Source organism: Limnohabitans parvus II-B4 (assembly GCF_003063455.1).
GTDB classification, from domain to species: domain Bacteria; phylum Pseudomonadota; class Gammaproteobacteria; order Burkholderiales; family Burkholderiaceae_C; genus Limnohabitans_A; species Limnohabitans_A parvus.
Genome location: NZ_NESN01000005.1, coordinates 2,501 through 28,623 on the forward strand (window position 1 = coordinate 2,501; position 26,123 = coordinate 28,623).

A 26,123-nucleotide genomic window follows, 5' to 3' on the forward strand; every position below is an offset into this window, starting at 1 on the left:
GTCATGGCGACTTACCAAACCAAGGCAAACTCCGAATACCGATGAGTACAGCTTGGGAGACAGAGCACCGGGTGCTAACGTCCGGACTCAAGAGGGAAACAACCCAGACCGCCAGCTAAGGTCCCTAAAATTGGCTAAGTGGGAAACGAAGTGGGAAGGCTAAAACAGTCAGGATGTTGGCTTAGAAGCAGCCATCATTTAAAGAAAGCGTAATAGCTCACTGATCGAGTCGTCCTGCGCGGAAGATGTAACGGGGCTAAGCCAGTTACCGAAGCTGCGGATTTGCAATTTATTGCAAGTGGTAGGAGAGCGTTCTGTAGGCCTGTGAAGGTGGTGGTGTAAACCCTGCTGGAGGTATCAGAAGTGCGAATGCTGACATGAGTAGCGTTAAAGGGGGTGAAAAGCCCCCTCGCCGTAAGCGCAAGGTTTTCTACGCAACGTTCATCGGCGTAGAGTGAGTCGGCCCCTAAGGCGAGGCAGAGATGCGTAGCTGATGGGAAACAGGTCAATATTCCTGTACCGATGACAAGTGCGATGTGGGGACGGAGAAGGTTAGCTCAGCCAACTGTTGGATATGTTGGTTCAAGCCTGTAGTCGTGCTCGGTAGGCAAATCCGCCGGGCTTAGATGAGGGGTGATAACGAGGGTGCTTGCACCTGAAGTGAGTGATACCCTGCTTCCAGGAAAAGCCACTAAGCTTCAGCTTGTCATTGACCGTACCGCAAACCGACACTGGTGCGCGAGATGAGTATTCTAAGGCGCTTGAGAGAACTCAGGAGAAGGAACTCGGCAAATTGATACCGTAACTTCGGGAGAAGGTATGCCCCAAGTAGGTGAACTCGAACAGAGGGAGCCCAACGGGGTTGCAAAAAATCGGTGGCTGCGACTGTTTAATAAAAACACAGCACTCTGCAAACACGAAAGTGGACGTATAGGGTGTGACGCCTGCCCGGTGCTGGAAGATTAAATGATGGGGTGCAAGCTCTTGATTGAAGTCCCAGTAAACGGCGGCCGTAACTATAACGGTCCTAAGGTAGCGAAATTCCTTGTCGGGTAAGTTCCGACCTGCACGAATGGCGTAACGATGGCCACACTGTCTCCTCCTGAGACTCAGCGAAGTTGAAATGTTTGTGATGATGCAATCTCCCCGCGGAAAGACGGAAAGACCCCATGAACCTTTACTGTAGCTTTGTATTGGACTTTGAACAGATCTGTGTAGGATAGGTGGGAGGCTTTGAAGCTGGAACGCTAGTTTCAGTGGAGCCGACGTTGAAATACCACCCTGGTGTGTTTGAGGTTCTAACCTAGGTCCATTATCTGGATCGGGGACAGTGCATGGTAGGCAGTTTGACTGGGGCGGTCTCCTCCCAAAGCGTAACGGAGGAGTTCGAAGGTACGCTAGTTACGGTCGGACATCGTGATAATAGTGCAATGGCATAAGCGTGCTTAACTGCGAGACTGACAAGTCGAGCAGATACGAAAGTAGGACATAGTGATCCGGTGGTTCTGTATGGAAGGGCCATCGCTCAACGGATAAAAGGTACTCTGGGGATAACAGGCTGATACCGCCCAAGAGTTCATATCGACGGCGGTGTTTGGCACCTCGATGTCGGCTCATCTCATCCTGGGGCTGTAGCCGGTCCCAAGGGTATGGCTGTTCGCCATTTAAAGAGGTACGTGAGCTGGGTTTAAAACGTCGTGAGACAGTTTGGTCCCTATCTTCCGTGGGCGCTGCAGATTTGAGGAAGCCTGCTCCTAGTACGAGAGGACCGGAGTGGACACACCTCTGGTGTATCGGTTGTCACGCCAGTGGCATTGCCGAGTAGCTAAGTGTGGAAGAGATAACCGCTGAAAGCATCTAAGCGGGAAACTCGTTTCAAGATGAGATCTGCCGGGGCCTTGAGCCCCCTAAAGAGTCGTTCAAGACCAGGACGTTGATAGGTCAGGTGTGGAAGCGCAGTAATGCGTTAAGCTAACTGATACTAATTGCTCGTGCGGCTTGACCCTATAACTTTGATCACATACCGCAAGGTGTGCATTGGTCAAGGAAGTTATGCCAAGTTGACGCATTCAAAAAAGGTCGAAAGACCCAAGCGCAAGCTTAAAATCTGATTCCAAGCTCTATGAATTTGTTGTCTTGACGCGAGTCAAGGTGACGCCAAGTTATGCCTGATGACCATAGCAAGTTGGTCCCACTCCTTCCCATCTCGAACAGGACAGTGAAACGACTTAGCGCCGATGATAGTGCGGATTCCCGTGTGAAAGTAGGTCATCGTCAGGCTTTTACAGCACGAAACGCCCCACCGATCGGTGGGGCGTTTTGCTTTGTGCGAAGCATTTCAGCATGCGCACCATTCACTCCCCTTCTTTTGTTTTCTACGGGTTACTCCCTGATTGACCGCCTGTTCATTCGCCTCAATACTTGAGGCTTGAAATATATAGGCCTTAATCAATGGCCTGTGCGGTCTATAGCAAAGAGAACGAACATGAAAATTGTGTGTATTGGCGGTGGTCCATCGGGTTTGTACTTTGCGTTGCTGATGAAAAAGCTTGGCCCACACCACGACATCACGGTGGTGGAGCGCAACAAGCCCTACGACACTTTTGGCTGGGGCGTGGTTTTCTCGGACCAAACGCTGGAGAACATGCGTCAGTGGGACAGCCAGACCGCTGCGGAGGTGGAGCAGGCCTTCAACCACTGGGATGACATCGAGCTGCACTTCAAGGACGAAGTGATCCGCTCAGGCGGCCACGGCTTTGTGGGCATTGGTCGCAAGAAGCTGCTCAACATCCTGCAAGTGCGCTGTGAAGAGCTGGGCGTGAAGCTCTTGTTTGAGCAAGACGTGCAGTCCGACCTCGACTTTCCTGATGCCGACCTGATCATCGCCAGCGACGGCATCAACTCGCGTGTGCGCAGCCGTTTGCCCGAGGTGTTTCAGCCAGATATCGTCACGCGTCCCAACCGCTACATCTGGCTGGGCACCAACCGCCAGTACGACGCTTTCACCTTTTTGTTCGAGAAGACCGAGCATGGCTGGTTCCAGGCGCACGTCTACAAATTCGACAACCAGACGTCCACCTTCATCGTCGAGTGCCCTGAACACGTCTGGCTGGCACACGGCCTGGACAAGGCCGACCAAGATGCTTCGATTGCCTTCTGCGAAAAGCTCTTTGCCAAGAACCTGCAAGGCGAGAAGCTGATGACCAACGCCCGTCACCTGCGCGGCTCGGCATGGCTCAACTTCCAGCGCGTCAAGTGCGCCAACTGGTCCACCTTCAACGGCAACAGCCATGTGGTGCTGATGGGCGACGCGGTGCACACCGCGCACTTTGCCATCGGCTCGGGCACCAAGCTCGCGCTCGAAGACGCCATTGAGTTGGTGCGCCAGTTCAAGGCGCTGGGCGACACCGCAGACCGCATCCCTGAAGTGCTGAAACATTACCAAGCCGTGCGCGAGATCGACGTGATCCGCCTGCAAAACGCCGCCTGGAATGCGATGGAATGGTTCGAGGTGTGCGGCGAGCGCTACTGCGACCAGCTCGAACCCGAGCAGTTCATGTACTCCATGCTCACCCGCAGCCAGCGCATCAGCCACGAGAATTTGCGCTTGCGTGACAAGGCCTGGCTGGAAGGCTATGAGGCCTGGTTCGCAGGCCGCACGGCTACGCCCGGGGTTCGTCCTCCCATGTTCACGCCCTATACCCAACGCTCGGTCACGCTCAAGAACCGTGTGGTGGTCTCGCCCATGGCGCAATACATGGCCGTGGACGGCCGCGTGGGTGACGACCACCTGGTCCATCTGGGCGCACGCGCCATGGGCGGTGCAGGGCTGGTGATGGTCGAGATGACCGCACCCAGCGCCGACGGTCGCATCACGCACGGCTGCCCGGGGTTGTGGAATGAGCAGCAGACCACCGACTTTGCAAGAATAGTGGACTGGGTGCATGCCAAATCTGACGCGAAGATCGGCCTGCAGATCGGCCATGCCGGGCCCAAAGGTTCGACCTGCCGACCCTGGCAAGGCGCGGGCATGGACCAGCCTGTGCCCGCTGACGACGCAGAAGGCAACTGGCCATTGTTGGCGGCCTCCGCCCAGCCCTATTTGCCCCATGGCGATGTGCCCCGCGTCATGACCCGCGCCGACATGGACCGCGTCACGGCCGACTTCGTGGCCAGCACACAGCGCGCTGCCCAAGCCGGGTTCGACTGGCTGGAGCTGCACTGTGCGCACGGTTATCTTTTGTCGAGCTTCATCAGTCCGCTCACCAATCAGCGCACAGACGAATACGGCGGCTCGCTCGCCAACCGCCTGCGTTACCCGCTCGAAGTGTTTGCCGCCGTGCGCGCCGCTTGGCCCAAAGACCTGCCCATGTCTGTGCGCATCTCGGCGCACGACTGGGTCGAAGGCGGCATCACACCGACCGACGCGGTCGAGATCGCCCGCGCCTTCAAGGCGGCAGGCTCCGACATGATCGACTGCTCATCGGGCCAGGTCAGTGCGCAGCAAAAGCCCACTTACGGCCGCATGTACCAAACCCCCTTTGCCGACCGCATCCGTCAAGAAGCGGGCATCGCCACCATCGCGGTGGGTGCCATCAGTGAAGCTGACCACGTCAACAGCATCTTGGCCGCTGGCCGCGCCGACCTGTGCGCCGTTGCCCGCCCGCACCTGGCCAACCCTGCCTGGACCTTGACCGAAGCGGCGCGCATCGGCTTCAAAGACATCGCTTGGCCGCGTGCTTACGTGTCAGGCAAGCCCCAGCTTGAAGCGGGCTTTGCCCGCGAGCGCGCCCAGCAGGCTGCGACAAAGGGGGATTGAATGGCCGATGAACTGCAGGGCCGCCATGCCCTCATCACCGGCGCAGGTGCAGGCATTGGCGCGGCCATCGCGTTGCAGCTCGCGCAAGCGGGTTGCCGCTTGACCTTGTGTGGCCGCTCGCAGGACAAGCTGCAGGCGCAAGCCGAGGCACTGCGAGGGCAAGTGCCCGACGTGGCGGTACTGATCGCGCCCATGGACGTGGCCGATGAACACGCCGTGCAAGCGGCGATGCAGCAGGCGCAGGCCCGCTTTGGCCCGGTGAACATCTTGGTCAACAACGCGGGCCAGGCGCACAGCGCGCCCTTTGCCAAGACCGATGCCGCGCTGTGGCAGCAGATGCTGAACGTCAACCTCACAGGCACTTACCACTGCATCCAAGCCGTGCTGCCCGGCATGCTCGAGGGGGCCAAAGCAGGCACACCAGGGCGAATCATCAACATCGCCAGCACGGCGGGCCTCAAAGGCTATGCCTATGTGAGCGCCTATGTCGCGGCCAAGCACGGCGTGGTGGGCCTGACCAAAGCGCTGGCCCTCGAATTGGCCCGCAAAGGCGTGACCGTGAACGCGATTTGCCCCGGCTACACCGAGACCGACATCGTGCGCGAAGCGGTGCAAAACATCGTGAGTAAAACAGGCAAGAGCGAAGCCGAAGCGCGCCAAGTCTTGGCCGCGAGCAACCCGCAACAGCGCTTGGTGCAGCCGCACGAAGTGGCGCAAAGCGTGTTGTGGTTGTGCGCAGCGGGCAGCGATGCGATCAACGGTCAATCGATTGCCATTGATGGTGGGGAGCTGGTGTCATGAGCGCACGACCCGACATCGACATGGCCTCTGTGGACATGGAAAAGCGCGCGCACGCCGACCACCACGCCTCGCTGCGCTTGTGGTTGCGACTGCTCTCGGCCACCACCCGCATCGAAGACACGATCCGCCAACGATTGCGCGAGCAGTTTGACATCACGCTGCCGCGCTTTGACCTGATGGCACAACTCGAGCGCGAGCCGCAAGGCTTGTCGATGAGTGAGCTCTCGCGCCGCATGATGGTCACGGGTGGCAACGTCACATCCATCGTTGACCAGCTCGAAAAAGAACAACTGGTGCAGCGGCAAATGCAGGCAAGCGACCGCCGCTCCTACACCGTCAGCCTGACCGATGCCGGGCGCAGCGCATTTGCGGCCATGGCCCTGGCCCACGAGGGCTGGGTCGTCGAGCTGCTGTCGCCGCTGGCGGCAAGCCAACAAGAACAACTGCACAAATTGCTGGGCACCTTGAAGTCCGGCACCCCAACAAATTCGAAGGAGACAAAATGAGCCAACGCTACCTGCCCGGCCAGCCCCACCAGCTGCCCCGCCACAACCAGCCCATGGCGGGCTACCAGCCCGAGCATTTTTTGCTGTCCGTCAAAGACGGTGTGGCCACGGTGAGCTTGAACCGCCCCGAACGCAAGAACCCGCTGTCGTTTGACTCCTACGCCGAGCTACGTGACTTTTTCCGCGCCTTGCCCTACGCACCTGACATCCATGCCGTGGTCATCACGGGCGAGGGCGGCAACTTCTGCTCGGGTGGCGATGTCCACGAAATCATCGGCCCGCTCACCCAGCTCGACATGCCCGGCCTCTTGGCCTTCACCCGCATGACGGGCGATTTGGTCAAGGCCATGCGTGCCTGCCCACAACCCATCATCGCGGCGATAGACGGCGTGTGCGCGGGCGCAGGCGCGATCCTGGCCATGGCGTCTGACCTGCGCTACGGCACCGAGCGCAGCAAGACTTATTTCCTGTTCAACAAGGTCGGCTTGGCCGGATGCGACATGGGCGCGTGCGCGCTCTTGCCGCGCATCATCGGCCAGGGCCGTGCAAGCGAGCTGCTCTTCACCGGACGCGGCCTGGGCGCGCTAGAAGCCGAGCGCTGGGGGTTTTACAACCGCGTGTGCGAGGCAGGCACGGTGTTGGCCGATGCGCAAGCCATCGCCGCCCAGCTGGTGGCAGGCCCCACATTTGCCAACGGCATCACCAAAAAGATGCTGCAACAAGAATGGAACATGGGTGTGGATGAAGCCATCGAGGCCGAAGCCCAGGCCCAAGCCATTTGCATGGCCACCAACGACTTCCACCGGGCGTACCACGCCTTTGTGGCCAAGCAAACACCCGTGTTTGAAGGGGACTGAGCCATGTCAAATCACACAGCCACTCACCCGCCAGAACTCGACTGGCCTTTCTTTGACAACAGCCACCGCGACTTCAAAGTGCGCCTGGACGCTTGGTGCCAAGAGCACCTTGCCCACGCGCACCACGACGAAAGCCGCGACGCGGTGGACGCCGAATGCATCCGCTTGGTGCGCTTGCTGGGCAGCGGCGGCTGGCTCAAGCATGCAGTGTCCGGCACGGCCTATGGCGCAGCGTCGGACGTGATCGACACCCGCCAGCTCTGCCTGCTGCGCGAAACATTGGCTTTCCATAACGGCTTGTCGGACTTCGCGTTTGCCATGCAGGGCTTGGGCACAGGCGCCATCAGCCTCATGGGCACAGCCGATCAAAAGCAGCGCTACCTGTCGCGTGTGGCGTCGGGCCAGGCCTTGAGCGCCTTTGCCTTGAGCGAACCCGATGCAGGCTCCGACGTAGCCGCCATGCAGTGCAGCGCCACGGCCACGGCAGACGGCTATGTACTCAACGGCCGCAAGACCTGGATCAGCAACGGCGGCATCGCCGACTTTTATGTGGTGTTTGCCCGCACAGGCGAAGCGCCCGGTGCACGCGGCATCACGGCTTTCATTGTCGATGCCGACACGCCCGGTCTGTCGATTGAAGAGCGCATCGACGTAGTGGCTCCTCACCCGCTGGCCACGCTCAAGTTTGACAACTGCAAGGTCGCTGCCAACCAGCGCATTGGCGAAGCGGGCCAAGGCTTCAAGGTCGCCATGGCCACGCTCGATGTGTTCCGCACCTCGGTGGCGGCGGCCGCTTTGGGTTTTGGGCGGCGTGCGCTGCACGAGTCCATCAGCTGGGCGCGTTCACGCAAGATGTTTGGCCAAACCTTGGGCGACTTTCAGATCACCCAGACCAAGATCGCGCAAATGGCCACCATGCTGGACGCGGCCACGCTTTTGACGTATCGCGCCGCTTGGTTGCGCGACCAAGGCGGGCGCATCACCCGCGAGGCGGCCATGGCCAAGATGACCGCCACCGAAAACGCCCAGCAGATCATCGACATGGCGGTGCAGATGCACGGCGGCATGGGCGTCAAAAAAGGCGTGATGGTCGAGTCGCTGTACCGCGAGATCCGGGCGCTGCGCATTTACGAAGGCGCCACCGAAGTGCAGCAGCTGATCATCGGCAAAGACTTGCTGAAAGGTTGACATGAGCGACTGGAACCAACTGCTGCCCAGCAGCCACACCGACACCTTTGCGCGTGACCGGCTGCCGCCCAAAGACCAGCTGCCTGTGTTCATGGCGGACCGACCCGAGCTGGACTACCCGGACCAGATCAACTGCGCAGTGGAATTGGTGGACCGCCATGTGCAGGCAGGCCGAGGCGAGCGCATCGCGCTGCATGGCGTGAGCGACTTCAACAAGGGTGGTGGCGACTTCAGCTGGACCTATGCGCAGTTGCAAGACAAGAGCAACCGCATCGCCCAGGTGCTGACCCTCGACATGGGCCTCGTGCCCGGCAACCGCATTTTGCTGCGCGGTGGCAACAGCCCCATGATGGCCGCTTGTTTGCTGGGCGCGCTCAAGGCGGGCCTGGTGGCGGTGCCCACCATGCCGCTGCTGCGTGCGGGCGAGCTGGCCCAGATCATCGACAAAGCCCAAGTCAGCGCCGCCCTGTGCGACAGCCTGCTGGCCGACGAACTGCAGCACTGCATGACACCCGGTCACGCCAGCCACATGGCCAGCTTGCAGCAGCTGGTGCAGTTTCGCAGCGATGCCCCTGATGGCCTGGAGCAGCGCATGGCGCAGCAAAGTGACGCGTACACGCCTCACGCCACCAGCCGCGACGACGTGTGTTTGATCGCTTTCACCAGCGGCACCACAGGCAAGCCCAAAGGCACCATGCACTTTCACCGCGATGTGCTGGCCATGTGCGACTTGTTCCCGCGCCACATCTTGCAGATGAACGAGAACGATGTCGTATGCGGCACGCCGCCCATCGCCTTCACTTTCGGGCTGGGTGGTCTGTTGGCGTTCCCGCTGCGATATGGCGCGAGCACCGTGCTGCTCGAAAAGCACACGCCCGAGACCTTGATGCAGACCATTGCCAAGTACCGCGCCACGCAGTGCTACACCGCGCCCACCATGTACCGCCAAATGGCGACGCTGGCCAAAGGCGTTGACCTGTCGAGCCTCAAGCACCCCGTCTCGGCAGGCGAGGCCTTGCCCGACGCCACCCGCCAGCTGTGGAAGCAGGCCACAGGCATCGAGATGACCGATGGCATTGGCGGCACCGAAGTGATCCACATCTACATCTCGAGCGCAGGCGCGCAAGTGCGCCCCGGCAGCATTGGCCAAGTGGTGCCCGGCTATGTGGCGCAGATCGTGGATGACGACATGCAGCCCGTGTCGCCTGGCACCGTGGGGCGCCTGGCGGTGCGCGGCCCCACAGGCTGCAAATACCTGGCCGACCCGCGCCAGCAAGACTATGTGAAAGACGGCTGGAACCTGCCCGGCGACACCTTCGTCATGGACGCCGATGGCTACTTCAGCTACCAAGCGCGCAACGATGACATGATCATCTCGGCGGGCTACAACATCGCAGGCCCTGAGGTGGAAGGCGCTTTGCTGCAACACCCGGCCGTGGCCGAATGCGGCGTGGTCGGCATGCCCGACGAAGACCGTGGTCACATCGTGCAGGCCTATGTGGTGCTCAAACCCGGCCACACGGGTGATGTGGCCATGGAAAAAACCTTGCAAGAGCACGTCAAACAAACCATCGCCCCGTTCAAGTACCCGCGCAAGGTGGTCTTTTTGGACGCCTTGCCCCGCACTGAAACCGGCAAACTGCAGCGCTTCAAGCTGCGTCAAATTTCTTAAGGAGCCCACCATGTTCAACGTCTTGCAACCCGAAGGCTGGGCACCCGCCAAAGGCTATGCCAACGGCATCGAAGCGCGTGGCCGCATGGTGTTCGTCGCGGGCATGATCGGCTGGAACGGCCAAGCCCAATTCGAGACTGACGACTTTGTGGCCCAGTGCCGCCAAGCCCTGCAAAACATCGTCGACACGCTGGCCTGCGCAGGCGCAGGCCCACAGCACATGGCCCGCATGACCTGGTACGTCAAGGACAAAAAGGAATACCTAGCCCGCGGCCGCGAGCTGGGTAAGGTCTATCAGGAAGTCATTGGCAAAAACTACCCCGCCATGACGCTGGTGCAAGTGGCCGACCTGGTCGAAGATCGAGCCCAAGTTGAGATCGAAGTGACGGCGGTGGTGCCGGAGTGAGCGAAAAATGCTTTGGTAAGAAGCTGTAGAAAGCCTAGATCGATCGGCAGATTTAGGCTGAAAGCGGACCATCACTACGAGCAGTTGACCGGCAGAAGCCGACCCATAGCAGCCCTTCGACCTGTGGGTTGAGTGATGGGTTTGTCGCGGAAGCAGTCTGTCACTGATTTTTATTTTCAGGGTAGAAAGGAAAATTATTCGAGCATATTTCTTTTCTAAATCAGTCATGACATTTTCGACAGACCTTGCGGGAACAGCGATCTGGTTTATGTTGGGTCTTGATTGAAATTCGCCCAAAGATACGCGAACCTTTCGCCCCGGATCTCAATAAATTAGGTGGGCAATATCAGGTTTCTATAGTTCATAGCGAAATTCTTCAATACTTCGAAAACTTAGCGTGCTAGAAACTCAAGTGCACTAGGCACGAAAGTGTTGTGGAACTGGAAGATTCCGCCATGGCCCGCATCGGGATAAATGATCAAAGTACTGTTCGGGAGTCGCCGCGCCAGGTCATGTGTGTTGCCCGTCGGAACCATGCGGTCAGCGTCTCCATTCGCAACGAGCACAGGCTGTTTAACGATCGAGAGATCCGCTGGCTCTTTATGCCCCCAGGTGCGCAGTGCCTGCAATTGAGCGATGAACGCGCTTACAGCAATTTCCTGATCACGATACTCCGCACGTTCCTTTAGACGTTCCAGAAATGCTTTACCTGCCTCGATGCCGCTTGTCGTGCGCGTGAAGAACAAAAACTGTTTGGCATCCTGGCCCGTGAAGAAGCCCCGCAACATGTCATAAAAGGTCACTCCCACCACCGAGCTGATGCCTTCTCCACCAGCAGGGCCGGTTCCAGCGAGGATCATTTTTCGGACAAGTTCGGGCTCTTTCAGCACGATTTCCTGAGCAACCATGCCCCCCATCGAAAAACCTAAAAGGTCTACCTTTTTAAAACCTTTTGCTTTGATGAAAGCGGTGGCATCGTCAGCCATTTGCTCAATCGAGTTAGATGGTTTACCCGTGGAAGCTCCGATACCGCGGTTGTCAAAGGCGATCACATGGTGCTTGGCTGCAATGCCATCCATGATCCGCGGGTCCCAGTTGTCCAGCACAGCCGCGAGATGAGCCAAGAATACGATGGGTGTCCCGTTATTGTGCTTACCCAACTCTCTGTACGCGAAGGTGATTCCGCCTATCGTGATCTCCTGTGTACGGACATTTTTCCAATTCATTATTAAGGCTTGGCTTGCCTCTGGCAGAGTTTGCGCGTGTCCTGTCGACACTGGATTTGAAGCGCTCACTGGGTTTGAAATGACTGCAGTTGCAACTGAAATTCCTATCACGGTGCGCACAAAGTTTTGTGTGATTGTGCGCAGAGTGTCGCTAATCAGATGAATAGATTTTTCAATTTTCATATGGGACTGCAGAAGGAGTAATGGTAGTTTTTATGGCGCTCGGCAAAGTCTTGCCTTATCAATGCGTGGTTCTTTGGTAACCCGTCAACGCACCTTGATCACAACCTTGCCCTTGGCGCGTCCACTTTCGACGTAGGCCAAGGCCTCGTTGGTGGCATCAAACGGAAATACTTTGTCCACAACTGGGTGGATGGCTCCTGACTCGATCAGAGCTGTGATTTTTTGAAGCTGGCTGCCGCTGGCTTTCATGAAGAGAAACGAGAAATCGAAATCCAGGCGCTTCGCCTTTCTACGGGTGCCAAAGCTCAGTGCACGCGTGACTTGCTTCACAACCCAAGGGAGCTTGAGTTCTTCCGCAAATTCGGGGGTAGGCGGGCCTGAAATGGAGATGAGTTGTCCGCCGGGTTTGAGGACATTCAGAGACTTTTCAAGTGTCTTCCCATCTTGACTATTGAGAACAACGTCGTAGTTGCTCAAAACACTTTCAAAATCTTCCTTTTTGTAGTCGACCACGACATCGGCACCCAGCGCTTTGACCCAAGACACATTGCCTGTGCTGGTCGTGGTGGCCACAGTTGCGCCCAGATGTTTTGCCAGTTGGATAGCGAACGTGCCAACTCCGCCAGAACCGGCTTGAATAAAGACCTTCTGACCTTTCTGAAGTTTGGCTTTTTCAACCAGCGCCTGCCAAGCCGTTAAAGCGATAAGCGGGAGTGATGCAGCCTCTTCCATGGAAAGATTCTTAGGCTTGAATGCAAGCGACGTTTCTTTGACTGGAACAAATTCAGCGAACGTTCCGATCCGATGATCATCTGGCCTGGAATAGACCTCGTCACCGGGTTGGAACATTTGCACGCGTCGCCCCACCTTGACCACCACACCGGCCACGTCATGACCTAAGACAAAGGGGGTTTTGTAAGGGAGGATGAGCTTGAATTCTCCATTTCTGACTTTGACATCCAACAGATTGACGCCAGTCGCGTGTACTTGGACTAAGACTTCGTCATCTCGCAGCACTGGCTCGGGCACATCAACGGCCTTTAAGAGTTCTTTTTTTCCATAGCGATCAACAATGAATGCTTTCATGAAATTCTTTCTTTCAAAAATTGACTGTGGTGAAAACCAAGCGGCTCCATAAATTTCGGATCTCGCATGATGAATATCATATGTAAATTTAAAAAAACAGGAATCAGATCCCGACCGAATTTAGCTTTTTCAAAGTTGAACTACACAGCGATTCCGACAGCGCGGAGTCATTCACTGCACGCGCGAGAATCAATGTGCCCACCATCATGGACACCGTGACCAATGCACGCTCGTGCGCAGCTGGCTGCCCCCAATCGGGAAACTGACGCGCAACCAAGTCAATCATCTCTTTGATGCGCAATGTAGCGGCACGGCGAACTTCATCAGACTGTCGTGGCATCTCAGAGCCAAGGGCAGAAATCGGACATCCAGATTCGATGCCGTCAATATGCTCTCTGGACAGGTAAACCTGCATCATGGCCTGAAGCGCTTCCTCAGGTGGCACTGAGGCAATGACGCTCGAAGCAACAGCGTTGGCTTGCGCACCAGCTCGATCCACAGCCTCGACCAACATGGCTTCACGTGACTCAAAGTGGGCATAAAACGCACCGTGCGTGAGTCCTGCTTCCTTCATGATGTCGGCAACACCCGTACCGTCATAGCCGCTGCGACGTATGGCGCGGGCAGCAGCATCCACGATGCGCTCATGTGAGGCTTCTTTTGATGCAAGACGTGCGCTTGATTTGTTTCGCATGATGTGTATCATACAGAAAATTATTCGAAAAGAACTGTAATCCAATCAGGAAGTCGTTTATGTCATTTTTTTCCAGCATGAATCACCGTGGTGTTTGGTTCACCACTCTTATGGCGTCCGCTATTTTGATGATCACCATGGGAACCAGACAGTCTATGGGGCTTTATGTGGGACCGCTCAACACAGACACGGGGCTTGGCATTGTCACGATAAGTTTGGCCATGGCAATCGGCCAATTTGTATGGGGTGCTATTCAACCTATCGCTGGTGCTTTTGCAGACAAATACGGCCCACGCCCAGTACTTCTGAGTGGTTTATTTATTCTTGTCTTAGGTTCTGCATTGACACCCTTTGTCACCAGCAGTTGGGGTCTTATCCTGACGATGGGCGTATTAAGTGCAATGGGTGCAGGTGCTTGCAGTTTTTCAGTCCTGCTAGGTGCTGCCGCTCAGCGCATGCCTGCAGAATCAAGAGGAGCCGCTTCGGGCATCATCAATGCGGGTGGTTCATTTGGCCAATTTGTATTCGCGCCCATCATTCAAAAGCTGATTCCATGGGTTGGTTGGATGGGTTCCATGTGGACTATGGCGGTAGTCACACTACTGGCAATTCCACTACTTAACCGATTGACCAGTGATACGCATGCCCCTGCCAAAGCAGCCGATCCAGAAGGTGGCCTCAAAAAAGCAGTTAGAGATGCCATGCGTAACCCCAGTTATTTACTTTTGCATTTGGGGTTTTTCACATGCGGCTTTCACATCGCATTTTTAGTCACCCACCTACCTACCGAAGTGGGCTTGTGTGGTTTAACTCCCGCTGTGGCCAGTTGGTCATTGGCCATCATCGGGTTGGCCAATATTTTGGGCAGTCTATATGCCGGGTCGTGCGTCAATATGTATAGAAGTAAGTATGTTTTGGCAACGATGTATGGATCACGGGCTTTGCTGATTGCGATGTATCTGGTAGCGCCCAAAACGGAATGGACTTTTTATGTGTTTGCCATGGGGTTGGGGTTCACATGGTTAGCTACGGTTCCACCAACAGCAGCAATTGTTGGTAAATTATTCGGCGTTCGGTATTTGGCAACTCTCTTTGGTTTGACACTACTTTCGCACCAAATAGGAGGATTTTTAGGAGCCTATCTAGGAGGCTTGGTTTTTACTGCTAACGGAGACTATCAATGGATGTGGTGGGCAGATATCGCATTGTCTGGCATGGCTGCACTAATTAATTTACCAATTAAAGAAGCGCCCATTGCAAAGCCTTTGACGGCCTAAAAAAAGGAATTCAGAGCCTAGACTCTTCAAATGGCTCTCTCACTAAGGCCCCCTTCCGCATGCTTGAACCAATAGCCTCAATGGCTTTTGACTTGAATGGATTCCCTGGATGACCGCTTAGCCAATCAAGCGTGCGTTGACACCACAACCGCAACTTCCGCTTGTGGCCGGAAGCAGCCTAAGCGCTTAACGGCTTCGAGCGACCACTTCCGCTGCAAAACAGCCGTTGGGTCTTAGCCCCAACCACTTGCCGCAGAGACCGGCAATAAATGGTTCACCAAAACCTAAAACTAAAAATCTTGGCTGTGCCCTTGCGCGCTCAGGTACTGCCATGCGCCGCAATCAAGCTCTCCAGCATGAGCTTGAGTTGATGTGCCGGGTCTGCCCCCAAAGCAGACACCACCTGTGCCTCGTGCGCTTTGGCTTGCTTCAGCAGGGGCTGCACTTTGCGCCGACCTGCGGCCGTGAGGCTCACCAGGCTTTGCCGTTTGTCGTGTGCGGCGTCGCAACGCGTGACCCACCCGGCGTCTTGCATGCGGCCCACCAGCTTGGTCACGGTGGGTTGTTTGGCCAGCACGATGCTGGCGAGTTCGTTGATGCTTAAACTGTCTTTGCCCGACAAGCTGGCCATGACGCGCCACTCCATGAGGCTCAGGCCGCTGGCTTCGACCACGGCATGGAATTCACTCGAAATCAAATGGCTGGCGCGTGCCAGCAAATAGGCCAGGTAGTCGTCGACAAAGCCTGCTGATTTGCTCATGCCAGTGGCGTGGTGGTGCTGAACTGACCGCCCTGGTAAACGAGTGGGGCCGAGCCATCACTGAAACCGCAGCGTTCTACCTCACCCACAAAAATCACATGGTCGCCTTCTTCGTGGCGGCTGCGGTTGTGGCATTCAAACCAGGCCAGAGCGCCTTTCAAAATGGGTAACCCGGCTTGTCCTAGGGTGTAGGCGGTGTCGGCAAAGCGGTCGCCTTTGCCGTAGGCAAAGCGATTGCACAAGTCGAGCTGGTCTGCGGCCAGCACATTCACCACATAGTGCGTGCCCGCATGGAACAGCGGCAAGCTGCTGGCCCGGTGGCCCAAGCTCCACAGCACGAGCGGCGGCGTGAGCGACACCGAATTGAAGGAGCTGGCCGTGATGCCCACAAAGCTGCTGCTGGCTGTATCGCCTTTTTGTGCGCCTGGCGCGAAGGTGGTGATGACGGTCACGCCTGTGGCAAAGCGCGACAGGGCCTGCCTGAAATGAGGGGCCTCAAAGTCAGGGGTCAGCGGCTGAATGGTCGGAGGTGGGTTGGGGCGCATAGGGTCATTATGGATGAATTTACATGAATATTCATATAAACTGTTTGGCATGAGGTCGAGTGCGTCGTGCGCAGAACCAGTTCGTCAAGGAGACAAGCATGCTGGTGGAACGAATCGAAAACAGGTGGCTCGCGGCCTTTACCCGCACCTTCACGCTGTGCAAGGTGCAGCCTGGCGAAGTGGTCGCTATTTTGGCCGAAACCCAATCACGCCGGGTCAACGTGGACTTGGCCCGCCTCGCGCTGGAGGCCATGGGCGCCCGCGTGTTCGAGGTGACTTTGACAACGCCTGCGCTCACCGCCCCCGCGCCCGTGCGCTCCACAGGCGCTAGCGACGCGATTGGCCAGCTCGGCCCCGTGGTGGCAGCTCTCGCCCGCGCCGACATGGTGGTGGACTGCACCGTCGAAGGCCTGCTGCACGCGCCCGAGCTGCCCACCATCATGAAGGGCGTGGACGGCCACATGCCGCGCCTGCTCATGGTGTCCAACGAGCACCCTGAAATCTTGGAGCGCACCGTGCCCGATCCGGCGCTCGAAGGCGTGGTGCGCTCGGCCATGAAAAAGCTCCGCGCTGCACAGCAGATGCATGTGACGTCTGCCGCTGGCACTGACCTGCGCGTGAACCTGAAACATGGCGACAAACAAGCGGTGGTCGGCGGTGTGTGGGGCTTTTGCCCCAAGCCGGGCATGGTGTCGCACTGGCCTGCCGGGCTGGCGCTGGCATTCCCGGCCGCAGGCAGTGTCAACGGCACGCTGGTCATGGCCCCGGGCGATGTGAACCTGACCTTCAAAAGCTATTTGCGCGACACGATCCGCCTGACCATCGAGGACGACAGCGTGGTCGCCATCGAGGGGCAGGGCGTCGATGTGGACATGATGCGCGGCTACTGGAAAGCCTGGGAAGACGCCGAAGGCCACCGCGCCGCTTATGCCGTCTCGCATGTGGGCTTTGGCCTGAACCCGGCGGCGCGTTGGGATGCCATGGCGTTCTACGACAAGCGCGACTGCAACGGCACCGAGCTGCGCGCCTTTGCGGGCAACTTTTTGTACTCGACCGGGGCGAACGAGGTGGCAGGCCGCCACACGCTGGGCCACTTTGACCTGCCTATGCGCGGCTGCACCATCTGTCTGGATGACACCGTGGTGGTCGATGCGGGCCAAGTCGTGAGCGCGGCGCTGGCATGAACGCACCCGCCTTCACCGACGTGGGTTTGCCCACACAACCCGCCGTGGTGTTCTTGCACGGCGTGGGTGGCGGCCGACATGGCTGGGTAGCGCAGCAAGCGCATGTGGCCGCTTTGGGTTGGCGCAGCCTGGCCTGGGACATGCCCGGTTATGGCGACAGCCCCATGGTCAGCCCCTACGACTTCGCGCACCTGGCGCAAGCCCTCTGGCAGATGCTGGACGCGGCGCACATCGACCAAGCCGTGTTGGTGGGCCACAGCATGGGGGCCATGGTCGCCCTGCAAGCCTGGACGCAAAAGCCAGAGCGCATCTGTGGCCTGCTGCTGGCCGCCAGCAGTCCGGCTTTTGGCAACTCAGATGGCGATTTTCAAAAGCAGTTTTTGGCGCAGCGCCTCGCCCCGCTGGAAGCGGGCAAAACCATGGGCGACATTGCCGACAAGCTGATCCCGACCATGGCCGCTCCCGGTGGCGATGCAGCCCAGTTGATCCCTGCGCACCAAAGTATGTCGGCCGTGCCGCCCGCCACCTACTGCGCCGCATTGCATGCGCTGGTGCAGTTTGAGCAACGCGCCGCTTTGCCCACCCTCACCGTGCCCGTGCTGTGCCTGGCTGCAGAGCACGACCGCACCGCACCACCCACCGTGATGGAACGCATGGCGCAAAAGATCCCCGGTGCGCGCTATGCCTGCTTGGCCGGGGCAGGGCATTTGCTGCATTACGAACAGCCCAAGGCGTTCAATGCCGAACTCGAAAAATTTCTGAAGGACGTGAAACCATGACCGACGTGCAAGCCCCCTCTCAACCAGACGTCATGCCCATCTGTGGCGACGATTACCCCCTGACCGAAAAACAGCAAAAGCTGATGGCGCTGGCCCGCCAGCTGGGCCGCGAGAAGTTCGCCCCCCGTGCCGCGCAACTCGACCGCGACGCGCAGTTCCCGTTTGCCAACTACGACGACATGCGTGACTCGGGCCTGCTGGCGCTGTGCGTGCCCGAAGCGCATGGCGGCCACGGTGCCGACTACGCCACCTATGCCATGGTCTCGGCCGAGATCGGCCGCTACTGCGGTGCCACCGCGCTCACTTTCAACATGCACGTCTGCACCATGCTCTGGAGCGGCTTGTTGTCTGAAGACCTGGAGATGACGCCTGAGCAACGCGCCATCCACCGCACGCACCAGGCCACGCACTTTGCCCGCGTGGTGAAAGACGGTGCGATCTATGCGCAGCCTTTCTCCGAGGGTGGTGCGGCCGCTGCCGGGGCACAACCTTTTGGCACGCTCGCCGTGAAGGTCGAGGGCGGCTGGAAGATCAATGGCAAAAAAATCTTCGCTTCGTTGTCCGATGCAGCCGATTACTTTGGTGTGCTCTGCACCGAGAAAAAAGAGGGCACCGACCTCTCGCGCCGCGACACGCTGTACCTGGCTGTGCCGCGCACCGCGCCGGGTCTGACGGTCGAAGGCGACTGGGACCCGCTGGGCATGCGCGCCACCGTGTCACGCAACCTGATCTTCAAAGACGTGTTCGTGCCCGACGACGCGGCGCTCATGCCGCAAGGCCTGTACTTCCAGGCCGCCAGCCGCTGGCCGCACATGTTCATGACGCTCTCGCCCACGTACATGGGCATCGCGCAAGCGGCGTACGACTTCACCGTGGCCTATTTGCGTGGCGAGATTCCCGGCACGGGCCCCATCAAGCGCCGCCAGTTCGCGACCAAGCAAATCGCCGTGGCCGAGATGTTCATCAAGCTCGAACAAACACGCAACCTCTTTTTGCGCGCCATCGAAGACGCGAAGGTGGACCCGAGCAAGTCCACCCGCCTGCGGGCCTATGCCGCGCAGTACACCATCATGGAAAACGCGCAAGACATCGCCCGCTTGGCCATTCGCACCTGCGGCGGTCAGTCCATGCTCAAAAGCCTGCCGCTGGAGCGCCTGTACCGCGATGCGCGTTGTGGCTCGCTCATGCTGCCCTGGACGGCCGAGCTGTGCATGGACCGCATTGGCCGCGAAGCCCTGTACGAACCCGGCGAAAAAGACGAGTGATGTTGGGCGACGAAACCAGCCCCCTCTCAGCCCGCTTTGCGCAGCTGGCGCAGGACTGCGGCACGCAGCCCGCCATGACCTTTCGGGGCGATGAGCGCAAGGCCACCCAGACGGGTGACAGCACCATCGCCTACGACTTCGCCAAGTTCTGGCGGCGCGTGGAGCGCGTCACAGCTCACCTGCAATCCACCTGGGGTGTGCAGCCGGGTGACCGCGTGGCCTGGCTAGGCTTCAACCACGAGCTGCAACTGGTCACGTTGGTGGCCTGCGCCCGTTTGGGCGCGGTGTTCTTGCCGCTCAACTTTCGGCTGGCCGTGCCCGAGTTGCAGCAGGTCATGCAAGACGCCCAGCCGCGCTTGCTGGTGCATGACACCCACCACGCCGATGCTGCGCATGCGTTGCAAGGCACAGACCTGCAGCACACCCACCACGACACGTTGATCGCCACCGCCTCGCCTCGTGGCCTGCCGTTGCCCACTGTGCACAGTGAGCTGCCGCTGCTGTTGGTCTACACCTCGGGCACCACGGGCGTGCCCAAGGGCGCGGTGCACACGCAAGCCGCGCTGCTCGCCAATGCCCGCGCCAGTGCCTGGGCGCACGACTTTGTAGAAGGCGACAAGGTGCTGTCCACGCTGCCGATGTTCCATGTGGGCGGCCTGTGCATCCAGACCCTGCCCGCGCTGCTGGCGGGGGTGGAGGTGGTGCTGCATCCGCGCTTTGACCCGACCGCTTGGTTGGATGAAATGCACACGAGCCGCCCCACGCTGTCGCTCTTGGTGCCCGCCACCATGCGCGCCGTGTTTGAACACCCGCGCTGGGCCGAGACTTCGCTGGCTTGCCTGCGCGGCATCATGACCGGCTCGTCCACCGTGCCTGTGGCTTACCTCGAAACGCTGCACGCACGCGGCGTGCCCGTGGGGCAGGTCTATGGCACCACCGAGACGGGGCCTGTGTCCATCGTGCTGCGCCTGCCGGACGCCATGGCCCGAGTGGGCGCATCCGGCTGGCCGCACCCGGAGGCGCAGGTCAAACTGATCGACGCCCAAGGCCAGGAAGTCGGCCCCGGTGAAACGGGCGAAGTCTGCATCCGCGCCGCCAACCTGATGCGCGGCTACTGGCGTGCCGACGGCGAAATCCACGCGGGTCTGCAGGACGGTTGGTTCCATTCTGGCGATTTGGGTCAGCGCGCCGAAGACGGCTGCATCACCATCGTGGGCCGCAGCAAAGACATGATCATCTCGGGTGGCGAAAACATCTATCCGGCCGAAATCGAAAACCAGCTTGTCACTTTGCCCGGCGTGGCCGACAACGCGGTGGTCGGCGTGGCCGATGCCCGCTGGGGCGAAGTGCCCGTGGCGGTGCTGGTGCGCCGCCCAGACTCCGCAGGGCAAGCCCTGAGCGCCGAAGCCGTGCTGGCCCACCTGCAGTCGCGCATCGCCCGCTTCAAGTTACCGCGCCGTGTGGTGTTCATGGACAGCCTGCCCAAGAGTGCCTTGGGCAAGGTGCAAAAGCCCGCTTTGCAGTCCCTTTTGACCGGGACAAACCCTTAAAAACCGCCTCTTTCTTCGCCTGCGTGACAGCGTTGTCACACCTGCATGGCATCATGATTTGATGCATCAAAACAAGGAGATACGCATGGTTCAACTGTCACGCCATTTCAATCGCCGCCCGGTTCTGGGCATGGCGGCTGCAGTTCTGTTGTCGACCACGTCTTTGGCCTGGGCGCAAACCGCCTGGCCCACCAAGCCCGTCAAGATCGTGGTGCCCTTCGCACCCGGCGGCACCACCGACATCCTGGCCCGAGCCATCGCCCCGGATTTGAGCAAAGCTTTTGGTCAGCAATTTGTCATCGAAAACAAGGGCGGCGCAGGCGGCAACCTAGGGGCAGAAATCGTGGCCAAGTCCGCAGGTGACGGCTACACCCTGCTCATGGGCACCGTGGGCACGCACGGCATCAATCGCGCCCTTTACGCCAAGCTGCCCTACGACCCCTTCAAGGACTTCGCCCCCATCACGCTGGTCGCGGGTGTGCCCAACGTGATGGTGGTCAATGCCGAAAAAGCCGCTGCCAACAAGATCAACAACGTCAAAGACTTCATCCAGTACGCCAAAGCCAACCCCGGCAAGTTGAACATGGCGTCCAGCGGCAACGGCACTTCCATCCACTTGGCAGGCGAGTTGTTCAAGTCGCAAACCGGCACCTTCATGGCCCACATCCCATACCGCGGCTCCGGCCCAGCCTTGCTCGATTTGGCGGGCGGCAGCATGGACGTGATGTTCGACAATTTGCCCTCGGCCATGCAACTCATCAAGGCGGGCAAACTCAAGGCCTTGGCTGTCACCAGCAGCCAGCGCTCCGCTGCTTTGCCTGACTTGCCCACCGTGGAAGAAGCAGGTGGCCTCAAAGGCTTTGAAGCCAGCAGCTGGTTCGGTTTGCTGGCCCCCGCAGGCACGCCCCCCGATGTGGTCAGCCGTATCCAGCAAGAGGTCGCCAAGTCATTGGCCTCTCCGGCCATGAAAGAGCGCCTGGCCACTTTGGGCGCGATCCCCAGCGGCAACACGCCTGCACAGTTTGCAGCGCTGATTGACGCCGAGCACAAGAAGTGGGCCGAAGTCGTCAAGGCCTCGGGTGCCAAGGTCGACTGATGGTGTGTCTCTGAAACGGCATGGATACCCGCCTGCACGGGTATGACAACTGTTCAGTGTCATCCCGGACTTGAGCCGGGATCCATCTTCGCTGGGCCTCAGGCCCCGCAGCACTTTTTGTATTTTTTACCGCTGCCGCAGCTGCAAGCATCGTTGCGGCCGGGCGTAGCTTCTTTGATGACTTGAGCTACGCGGGGGCCGATGTTGCGCCAGATTTCGCGCAGGTCATACACCGCCCACAAAGCCTCGCCATAAGCGTTCAGGCGGTTTTCGCTCACGCTGGGTGGGCCGTCTTCCGACAGTGCCGACAAGGTGGGCACATCGGTGTCGTCTTCGGTCAAGGCCACAACGGCTTCAAGCGACAGGTCATGCCACTTGTTGGCATCTTTGTCTTTGGGGGCAGCCCACTCTTCGGGCCAGTTTTCCACCGCAAACATGAAGCCCAAGGCCCACACCTGGGCAAATGACGGGATTTCGCTGTCTTCAATCTCTTCACGCTCTTCGGGTGGCAATGACGCAATCGCGCCGCGCACATCCATCACCTCGGGCGCATAGGCCTTGTCGTCGTCCAGCGCTTCCACGGGGGTGTCGAGTGCGAGCTTGATCTCGTCAAAACGGCGCTGCCACAAGGCCATGAACTGCTGGCGCTGGGCGTCGTCGGCAAAGCTGCCACCTTCGGCCTCGTCCGGGTCAATGCCCAGCAGCATCGGCAGCCACTCGCTGTCGGGGATGGCGCGGCGGCAGCACACCAGCGCGGCCATAAAGCCCTCGCAAAACTCCCACTGCGGCGTCTCTTCAAAGCGCTCGCGCAGGTCGTCCAGGATGTTGTCCAGGGTGTCAAAGTCTTCGGCTTCCAAGCCAGCGGTCGTGTTCATGCGGTGTTCCTATTGCAATGGCAGGATTGTAGAAGGGGCGGTGGCCAGACACGCCTGTGCTTGTCTGCCGCCACTTTGCTTGTCTATCAAGTGGGAGCGAGCCCCTGCTCGCGAAGGGTTCGCCACGGGAGTCTGCGAAATATCACTTGCCCCAAAGTGTCGACAACGGGGCCGCCCAGATGTTGTCGCCCAGCGGCAGGGTTTCATCGCCGTCATAAAGCAGCACGCCCATTTTGAAATCAGCCCCCGCCAGTCCGGCGAGTTTTCGCAGTCCGCGCAGGTCGCTTTCTTTGACGGTGGCCGATGACTTGACTTCAACCCCGACCACCTGGCCTGCGGCGTTTTCAATCACCACATCGACTTCCACCTGGTCGGCATCCCGGTAGTACAGCAGTTGGTAGTCGCCCTCGGCGGTGCTGGCATGCTTGAGCAATTCTGAATAGACAAACGTTTCCAGCACATGGCCAAAGCGTGTTTTGTCTTTTTGGGTTTCTTCAGCGGTCAAGTCCAAGAGGGTGGCCAGCAGACCTGCATCGATGAATTGAAGTTTGGGCATTTTGACCATGCGCTTGAGGCGATTGCGCGCCCAAACGTCCACGCGTTTGAGCAAATACATTTGCTCAAAAATGCCGAGATATTTGGCGGCGGTCTTGTTGTCGATGCCCACTTGGCCGCCAAGTTGAGAGTAGTTGCACATTTGCCCGGCCATCTGAGCCAGGGCGCGCAAAAACCGCGGCAGTTGATCCAACTTGTCAATGTTGGCGATGTCGCGAACATCCCGCTCCACCATGGCCGCGAGGTATTGACGCGCCCACGTTGTGCGACGCCTGTCGGTGGATCGCGTCAGTGCCTCCGGGTAGCCGCCGCGCAGCACACGGGCAACCAAGTCATCGTCGCGGGCAGATGAGCCTGCTTGAGGCAGGTGGTCAGCAAACGCATGATCCAGCCAGTTGGCGGATTGCCCTGCGATTTCGCTTTGTGACAAAGGCAGCAGTGACAAAGTCTCCATGCGCCCCGCCAAAGAATCGGCCACTGTGGGCAGGGCCATCAAGTTGGCTGAGCCGGTGAGCAAAAAACGCCCTGGGCGGCGGTCTTCATCCACGCTTTTCTTGATCGCCAGCAACAAACCTGGGGCGCGTTGAATCTCGTCGATCACCGCACGGTCCAAACTGCGGATCATGCCCACCGGATCTTCTTGGGCCGACAAAAGGGTGAGCGCGTCATCCAGTGTCAGGTAACGGAATTCGCCGCTGTGGCCAGCGATTTGTTTGACCAGTGTCGTTTTGCCTGCTTGCCGTGGACCGGCCAAGAGAACCACTGGCGTGTCGCTCATGGCTTCAAGGAGATGCGGCGCGATGAGTCGCGGGAACATTTCAGGATCAGTCATGCCTGAATGTTAGCGTAAATTCAGGAAAATTATGACGTAAATTTGGGAATTGAGTGCCGTAAATTTTGGATTATTTTTGGGTTTTCTTGAGGCGGATGGCTGTTTTCCGGCCAGAAGATGTGACGCAGGTACGGCCTCCCATAAGGGAGCCAGCGGACGGTTCAGGGCACCTTAGGGTTCAACGCCACGCCGCAGCGCTCCAAGCGTTTTTTCATGCAGAGTACTTGCGCGTCTTTGCTGTGCAGAGCAGCGGCGTGGGCCACGGCCAGGTCGATGAATTTTTGGTCGTCGGCGTCTTTGCAGGCGTAGGGGGCTTTGGGCGCGTCGGGCTGCAGTTGGGCCCAGCGGTCAAAGTGGCCGAGCACGGCGCTGGCGGGCAGTTCGCGGTGCGTGAGGCGTTTGACGATTTGCGGGTAGGCGAGCACGCGGGCCAGTTCTTCGCGCATGGCGGCGGTGGCCAGCCACTGCGTGCTGCCGCTCTCGACGCTGGTGCGCAGTGCTTCGGATTGGGGTTCGTCAAATACCCACAGGTCGAGCACGATGTTGGTGTCCAGCACGCGGCGTGTCGGGGGCTGATCTGAGCCTGCGTCCAGTCCGCCGCCAAGGCCCTTGTTTACCGCCTCACTCATGAACCTGTTGTTCCCGTTGTTCCCGATGTGTCGGGGTTGGGCGTGCCATCGCTGGGCACGCGCTTCAAGCTGCCCTTGATCATGTCAAAGCGGAACAGGCGGCATTCGATGGGGCCGTTCCACATGGGCACGCGGCGCGATTCTTTCAGGCGCATTTTGCTGGGCAGTTTCAGGTCGGGCGTGAGCATCCAGGCGCTCCAGCCGCTGTAGTTTTTCTTCCAGTGGCTGGCCAGTTGGGCAAAAAAGTCGACGCTGTCGTCGCCGTCTTGGGTTTGGGCGGTTTCGCGGTGGTGGCTTTGGTCGGCTGCGCGGGTACTTGAGCGCGCATCGGCCAAGGCCCCGGGCTGGAAGCTGTCGCGCCCACGCCCGGCCACACCCGCTGCGGCAATGCGCTCGCCATAAGGCGGGTTGAGCAGCATGACGCCGGGCGTCTCGCTGGGCGGCATGCGTTGCAGCGCGTCGCCACCCCGGAATTCGATCACGCCCGACACGCCTGCGCGTTCGGCGTTGCGCTCGGCAAAGTCGACCATGCGGAAGGCCACATCGCTGCCAAAGACGGGCGCGGTGGGTTCGTGTTCGTTGTCGCGGGCTTCTTCGATCAGGCCTTGCCAGACGTGGTTCTGGAAGGGCAACAATTTCTCGAAACCAAAGCGACGCTGTAAGCCGGGTGCGATGCCGCAGGCGATTTGCGCCGCTTCGATTGGGATGGTGCCGCTGCCGCAGCAGGGGTCGTACAGGGGGACGGTTGCGTCCCAGCCACTGGCCGCGATCATGGCAGCGGCCAGGGTTTCCTTCAAAGGCGCGTCGCCTTTGTCGGTGCGCCAGCCGCGCTTGAACAGCGGTTCACCCGATGTGTCGATGTACAGCGTGAGGGTTTCGGGCGTGACGTGGGCATAAATGCGCACATCGGGCCAGGTGGTGTCCACGTTCGGGCGCTCGCCGCGCTTGGCGCGAAAGCGGTCGGCCACCGCGTCTTTGATCTTGAGGGCCGCAAAGTTCAGGCTGGTCAGCGGGCTGTGCTGCGCCGTGATGTCGATCTTGAAGCTTTGCTTGGGGGTGAACCAGATCTCCCAGGCCACTTCACTGGCCGCCCGGTACAGGTCGTTTTCGTTGCGGTAGTCGGTGACCGACAACTGCACCAGCACGCGCTGGGTCAGGCGGCTGTGCAGGTTGATGCGCATGGCGTCGCGCCACGAGGCGCGGGCCATCACACCGCCGCGCCCGGTCATCAGGTCGTTGCCGGTCAGGCCCGTGATGGTGTGCACTTCGTCGGCCAAAAAGCCCTCAACGCCAGCGGCGCAAGGCATGAACAGGTTCAATGAATTCACTCGAATACTC

The 26,123-nt window shown here is 59.2% G+C and carries 22 protein-coding genes and 2 rRNA genes (1 of these 24 cut by a window edge); 15 read left to right on the top strand and 9 right to left on the bottom strand.

Annotation, left to right across the window (positions count from 1 at the left end; all coding sequences use genetic code 11):
* The 9 genes from B9Z37_RS12375 to B9Z37_RS12415 form a co-directional block, all read left to right on the top strand.
* A 23S ribosomal RNA gene (locus B9Z37_RS12375) occupies positions 1-2,006 on the top strand (it extends 874 nt beyond the left edge of the window).
* Positions 2,007-2,167: 161 nt separating this feature from the next.
* Positions 2,168-2,280: ribosomal RNA gene (gene rrf / locus B9Z37_RS12380) — 5S ribosomal RNA — on the top strand.
* Between the two features lie 205 nt (positions 2,281-2,485).
* Positions 2,486-4,819: a bifunctional salicylyl-CoA 5-hydroxylase/oxidoreductase gene (locus B9Z37_RS12385; protein WP_108313346.1), complete on the top strand. Its 2,334-nt coding sequence runs from the start codon at positions 2,486-2,488 to the stop codon at positions 4,817-4,819.
* A complete protein-coding gene (locus tag B9Z37_RS12390; RefSeq protein ID WP_108313347.1) occupies positions 4,820-5,620 on the top strand; it encodes an SDR family NAD(P)-dependent oxidoreductase in 801 nt (266 codons plus the stop codon).
* Positions 5,617-6,126: a MarR family winged helix-turn-helix transcriptional regulator gene (locus tag B9Z37_RS12395; protein ID WP_240606714.1), complete on the top strand. Its 510-nt coding sequence runs from the start codon at positions 5,617-5,619 to the stop codon at positions 6,124-6,126. The genes B9Z37_RS12390 and B9Z37_RS12395 overlap by 4 nt, the downstream gene beginning before the upstream one ends.
* Positions 6,123-6,983: an enoyl-CoA hydratase family protein gene (locus tag B9Z37_RS12400; RefSeq protein ID WP_053172453.1), complete on the top strand. Its 861-nt coding sequence runs from the start codon at positions 6,123-6,125 to the stop codon at positions 6,981-6,983. Before B9Z37_RS12395 ends, B9Z37_RS12400 begins: the two co-directional genes overlap by 4 nt.
* A gap of 3 nt (positions 6,984-6,986) precedes the next feature.
* The gene (locus B9Z37_RS12405) at positions 6,987-8,171 is read left to right on the top strand and encodes an acyl-CoA dehydrogenase family protein (RefSeq protein ID WP_108313348.1); all 1,185 of its coding nucleotides are present in this window, start codon (positions 6,987-6,989) and stop codon (positions 8,169-8,171) included.
* A 19-nt stretch (positions 8,172-8,190) separates the two neighbouring features.
* Positions 8,191-9,843, top strand: coding sequence for an AMP-binding protein (locus tag B9Z37_RS12410; RefSeq protein WP_167394395.1), 1,653 nt, complete (start codon positions 8,191-8,193; stop codon positions 9,841-9,843).
* Positions 9,844-9,853: 10 nt separating this feature from the next.
* Entirely contained in the window at positions 9,854-10,249 is a 396-nt protein-coding gene (locus B9Z37_RS12415; RefSeq protein WP_019427185.1) for a RidA family protein, read from the top strand.
* 392 nt (positions 10,250-10,641) lie between these two features.
* Here the strand turns inward: B9Z37_RS12415 and B9Z37_RS12420 are convergent, their stop codons facing one another.
* The 3 genes from B9Z37_RS12420 to B9Z37_RS12430 all read right to left on the bottom strand — a co-directional run bounded on the left by B9Z37_RS12420 (position 10,642) and on the right by B9Z37_RS12430 (position 13,450).
* Positions 10,642-11,475, bottom strand: a complete 834-nt coding sequence (locus B9Z37_RS12420; RefSeq protein WP_240606737.1) for an alpha/beta fold hydrolase — start codon at positions 11,473-11,475, stop codon at positions 10,642-10,644.
* Positions 11,476-11,742: 267 nt separating this feature from the next.
* Entirely contained in the window at positions 11,743-12,744 is a 1,002-nt protein-coding gene (locus B9Z37_RS12425; protein WP_108313351.1) for an NADP-dependent oxidoreductase, read from the bottom strand.
* A gap of 103 nt (positions 12,745-12,847) precedes the next feature.
* Positions 12,848-13,450: a TetR/AcrR family transcriptional regulator gene (locus tag B9Z37_RS12430; RefSeq protein ID WP_108313352.1), complete on the bottom strand. Its 603-nt coding sequence runs from the start codon at positions 13,448-13,450 to the stop codon at positions 12,848-12,850.
* A 47-nt stretch (positions 13,451-13,497) separates the two neighbouring features.
* Between B9Z37_RS12430 and B9Z37_RS12435 the strand changes: the two genes are divergently transcribed.
* A complete protein-coding gene (locus B9Z37_RS12435; protein WP_108313353.1) occupies positions 13,498-14,715 on the top strand; it encodes an MFS transporter in 1,218 nt (405 codons plus the stop codon).
* A gap of 319 nt (positions 14,716-15,034) precedes the next feature.
* Here B9Z37_RS12435 and B9Z37_RS12440 read toward each other — a convergent pair whose 3' ends face one another.
* Positions 15,035-15,475 (bottom strand): MarR family winged helix-turn-helix transcriptional regulator, encoded by a 441-nt coding sequence (locus B9Z37_RS12440; protein ID WP_108313354.1) that lies wholly within the window; start codon positions 15,473-15,475, stop codon positions 15,035-15,037.
* Entirely contained in the window at positions 15,472-16,020 is a 549-nt protein-coding gene (locus B9Z37_RS12445; protein ID WP_108313355.1) for a flavin reductase family protein, read from the bottom strand. The genes B9Z37_RS12440 and B9Z37_RS12445 overlap by 4 nt, the downstream gene beginning before the upstream one ends.
* A gap of 98 nt (positions 16,021-16,118) precedes the next feature.
* On the opposite strand from B9Z37_RS12445, the gene B9Z37_RS12450 reads away from it, so the two are divergent.
* From B9Z37_RS12450 to B9Z37_RS12470, 5 genes are all read left to right on the top strand, one after another.
* On the top strand, positions 16,119-17,204 hold the full coding sequence (locus tag B9Z37_RS12450) for a M29 family metallopeptidase (protein ID WP_108313637.1): 1,086 nt from the start codon (positions 16,119-16,121) through the stop codon (positions 17,202-17,204).
* The gene (locus B9Z37_RS12455; RefSeq protein WP_108313356.1) at positions 17,201-17,983 is read left to right on the top strand and encodes an alpha/beta fold hydrolase; all 783 of its coding nucleotides are present in this window, start codon (positions 17,201-17,203) and stop codon (positions 17,981-17,983) included. Before B9Z37_RS12450 ends, B9Z37_RS12455 begins: the two co-directional genes overlap by 4 nt.
* On the top strand, positions 17,980-19,248 hold the full coding sequence (locus B9Z37_RS12460; protein ID WP_407067236.1) for an acyl-CoA dehydrogenase family protein: 1,269 nt from the start codon (positions 17,980-17,982) through the stop codon (positions 19,246-19,248). Before B9Z37_RS12455 ends, B9Z37_RS12460 begins: the two co-directional genes overlap by 4 nt.
* Entirely contained in the window at positions 19,248-20,798 is a 1,551-nt protein-coding gene (locus tag B9Z37_RS12465; RefSeq protein ID WP_108313357.1) for a class I adenylate-forming enzyme family protein, read from the top strand. The genes B9Z37_RS12460 and B9Z37_RS12465 overlap by 1 nt, the downstream gene beginning before the upstream one ends.
* A 130-nt stretch (positions 20,799-20,928) precedes the next feature.
* Positions 20,929-21,894 (top strand): Bug family tripartite tricarboxylate transporter substrate binding protein, encoded by a 966-nt coding sequence (locus tag B9Z37_RS12470; RefSeq protein ID WP_108313639.1) that lies wholly within the window; start codon positions 20,929-20,931, stop codon positions 21,892-21,894.
* 98 nt (positions 21,895-21,992) lie between these two features.
* Here the strand turns inward: B9Z37_RS12470 and B9Z37_RS12475 are convergent, their stop codons facing one another.
* The 4 genes from B9Z37_RS12475 to B9Z37_RS12490 form a co-directional block, all read right to left on the bottom strand.
* Positions 21,993-22,769, bottom strand: coding sequence for a YecA/YgfB family protein (locus tag B9Z37_RS12475; RefSeq protein WP_108313358.1), 777 nt, complete (start codon positions 22,767-22,769; stop codon positions 21,993-21,995).
* A gap of 142 nt (positions 22,770-22,911) precedes the next feature.
* Positions 22,912-24,156, bottom strand: a complete 1,245-nt coding sequence (locus B9Z37_RS12480; protein ID WP_108313359.1) for an ATP-binding protein — start codon at positions 24,154-24,156, stop codon at positions 22,912-22,914.
* A 161-nt stretch (positions 24,157-24,317) separates the two neighbouring features.
* Positions 24,318-24,785: a PIN domain-containing protein gene (locus B9Z37_RS12485; protein WP_240606715.1), complete on the bottom strand. Its 468-nt coding sequence runs from the start codon at positions 24,783-24,785 to the stop codon at positions 24,318-24,320.
* Entirely contained in the window at positions 24,782-26,113 is a 1,332-nt protein-coding gene (locus tag B9Z37_RS12490; protein ID WP_108313360.1) for a THUMP domain-containing class I SAM-dependent RNA methyltransferase, read from the bottom strand. Before B9Z37_RS12490 ends, B9Z37_RS12485 begins: the two co-directional genes overlap by 4 nt.
* Between the last annotated feature and the right edge of the window lie 10 nt (positions 26,114-26,123).

Coding starts and splice junctions, on each gene's coding strand:
- B9Z37_RS12385 (WP_108313346.1), top strand. CDS start 2,486: ATGAAAATTGTGTGTATTGGCGGTGGTCCATCGGGTTTGTACTTTGCG.
- B9Z37_RS12390 (WP_108313347.1), top strand. CDS start 4,820: ATGGCCGATGAACTGCAGGGCCGCCATGCCCTCATCACCGGCGCAGGT.
- B9Z37_RS12395 (WP_240606714.1), top strand. CDS start 5,617: ATGAGCGCACGACCCGACATCGACATGGCCTCTGTGGACATGGAAAAG.
- B9Z37_RS12400 (WP_053172453.1), top strand. CDS start 6,123: ATGAGCCAACGCTACCTGCCCGGCCAGCCCCACCAGCTGCCCCGCCAC.
- B9Z37_RS12405 (WP_108313348.1), top strand. CDS start 6,987: ATGTCAAATCACACAGCCACTCACCCGCCAGAACTCGACTGGCCTTTC.
- B9Z37_RS12415 (WP_019427185.1), top strand. CDS start 9,854: ATGTTCAACGTCTTGCAACCCGAAGGCTGGGCACCCGCCAAAGGCTAT.
- B9Z37_RS12420 (WP_240606737.1), bottom strand. CDS start 11,475: ATGAATTGGAAAAATGTCCGTACACAGGAGATCACGATAGGCGGAATC.
- B9Z37_RS12425 (WP_108313351.1), bottom strand. CDS start 12,744: ATGAAAGCATTCATTGTTGATCGCTATGGAAAAAAAGAACTCTTAAAG.
- B9Z37_RS12430 (WP_108313352.1), bottom strand. CDS start 13,450: ATGATACACATCATGCGAAACAAATCAAGCGCACGTCTTGCATCAAAA.
- B9Z37_RS12435 (WP_108313353.1), top strand. CDS start 13,498: ATGTCATTTTTTTCCAGCATGAATCACCGTGGTGTTTGGTTCACCACT.
- B9Z37_RS12440 (WP_108313354.1), bottom strand. CDS start 15,475: ATGAGCAAATCAGCAGGCTTTGTCGACGACTACCTGGCCTATTTGCTG.
- B9Z37_RS12445 (WP_108313355.1), bottom strand. CDS start 16,020: ATGCGCCCCAACCCACCTCCGACCATTCAGCCGCTGACCCCTGACTTT.
- B9Z37_RS12450 (WP_108313637.1), top strand. CDS start 16,119: ATGCTGGTGGAACGAATCGAAAACAGGTGGCTCGCGGCCTTTACCCGC.
- B9Z37_RS12455 (WP_108313356.1), top strand. CDS start 17,201: ATGAACGCACCCGCCTTCACCGACGTGGGTTTGCCCACACAACCCGCC.
- B9Z37_RS12460 (WP_407067236.1), top strand. CDS start 17,980: ATGACCGACGTGCAAGCCCCCTCTCAACCAGACGTCATGCCCATCTGT.
- B9Z37_RS12465 (WP_108313357.1), top strand. CDS start 19,248: ATGTTGGGCGACGAAACCAGCCCCCTCTCAGCCCGCTTTGCGCAGCTG.
- B9Z37_RS12470 (WP_108313639.1), top strand. CDS start 20,929: ATGGCGGCTGCAGTTCTGTTGTCGACCACGTCTTTGGCCTGGGCGCAA.
- B9Z37_RS12475 (WP_108313358.1), bottom strand. CDS start 22,769: ATGAACACGACCGCTGGCTTGGAAGCCGAAGACTTTGACACCCTGGAC.
- B9Z37_RS12480 (WP_108313359.1), bottom strand. CDS start 24,156: ATGACTGATCCTGAAATGTTCCCGCGACTCATCGCGCCGCATCTCCTT.
- B9Z37_RS12485 (WP_240606715.1), bottom strand. CDS start 24,785: ATGAGTGAGGCGGTAAACAAGGGCCTTGGCGGCGGACTGGACGCAGGC.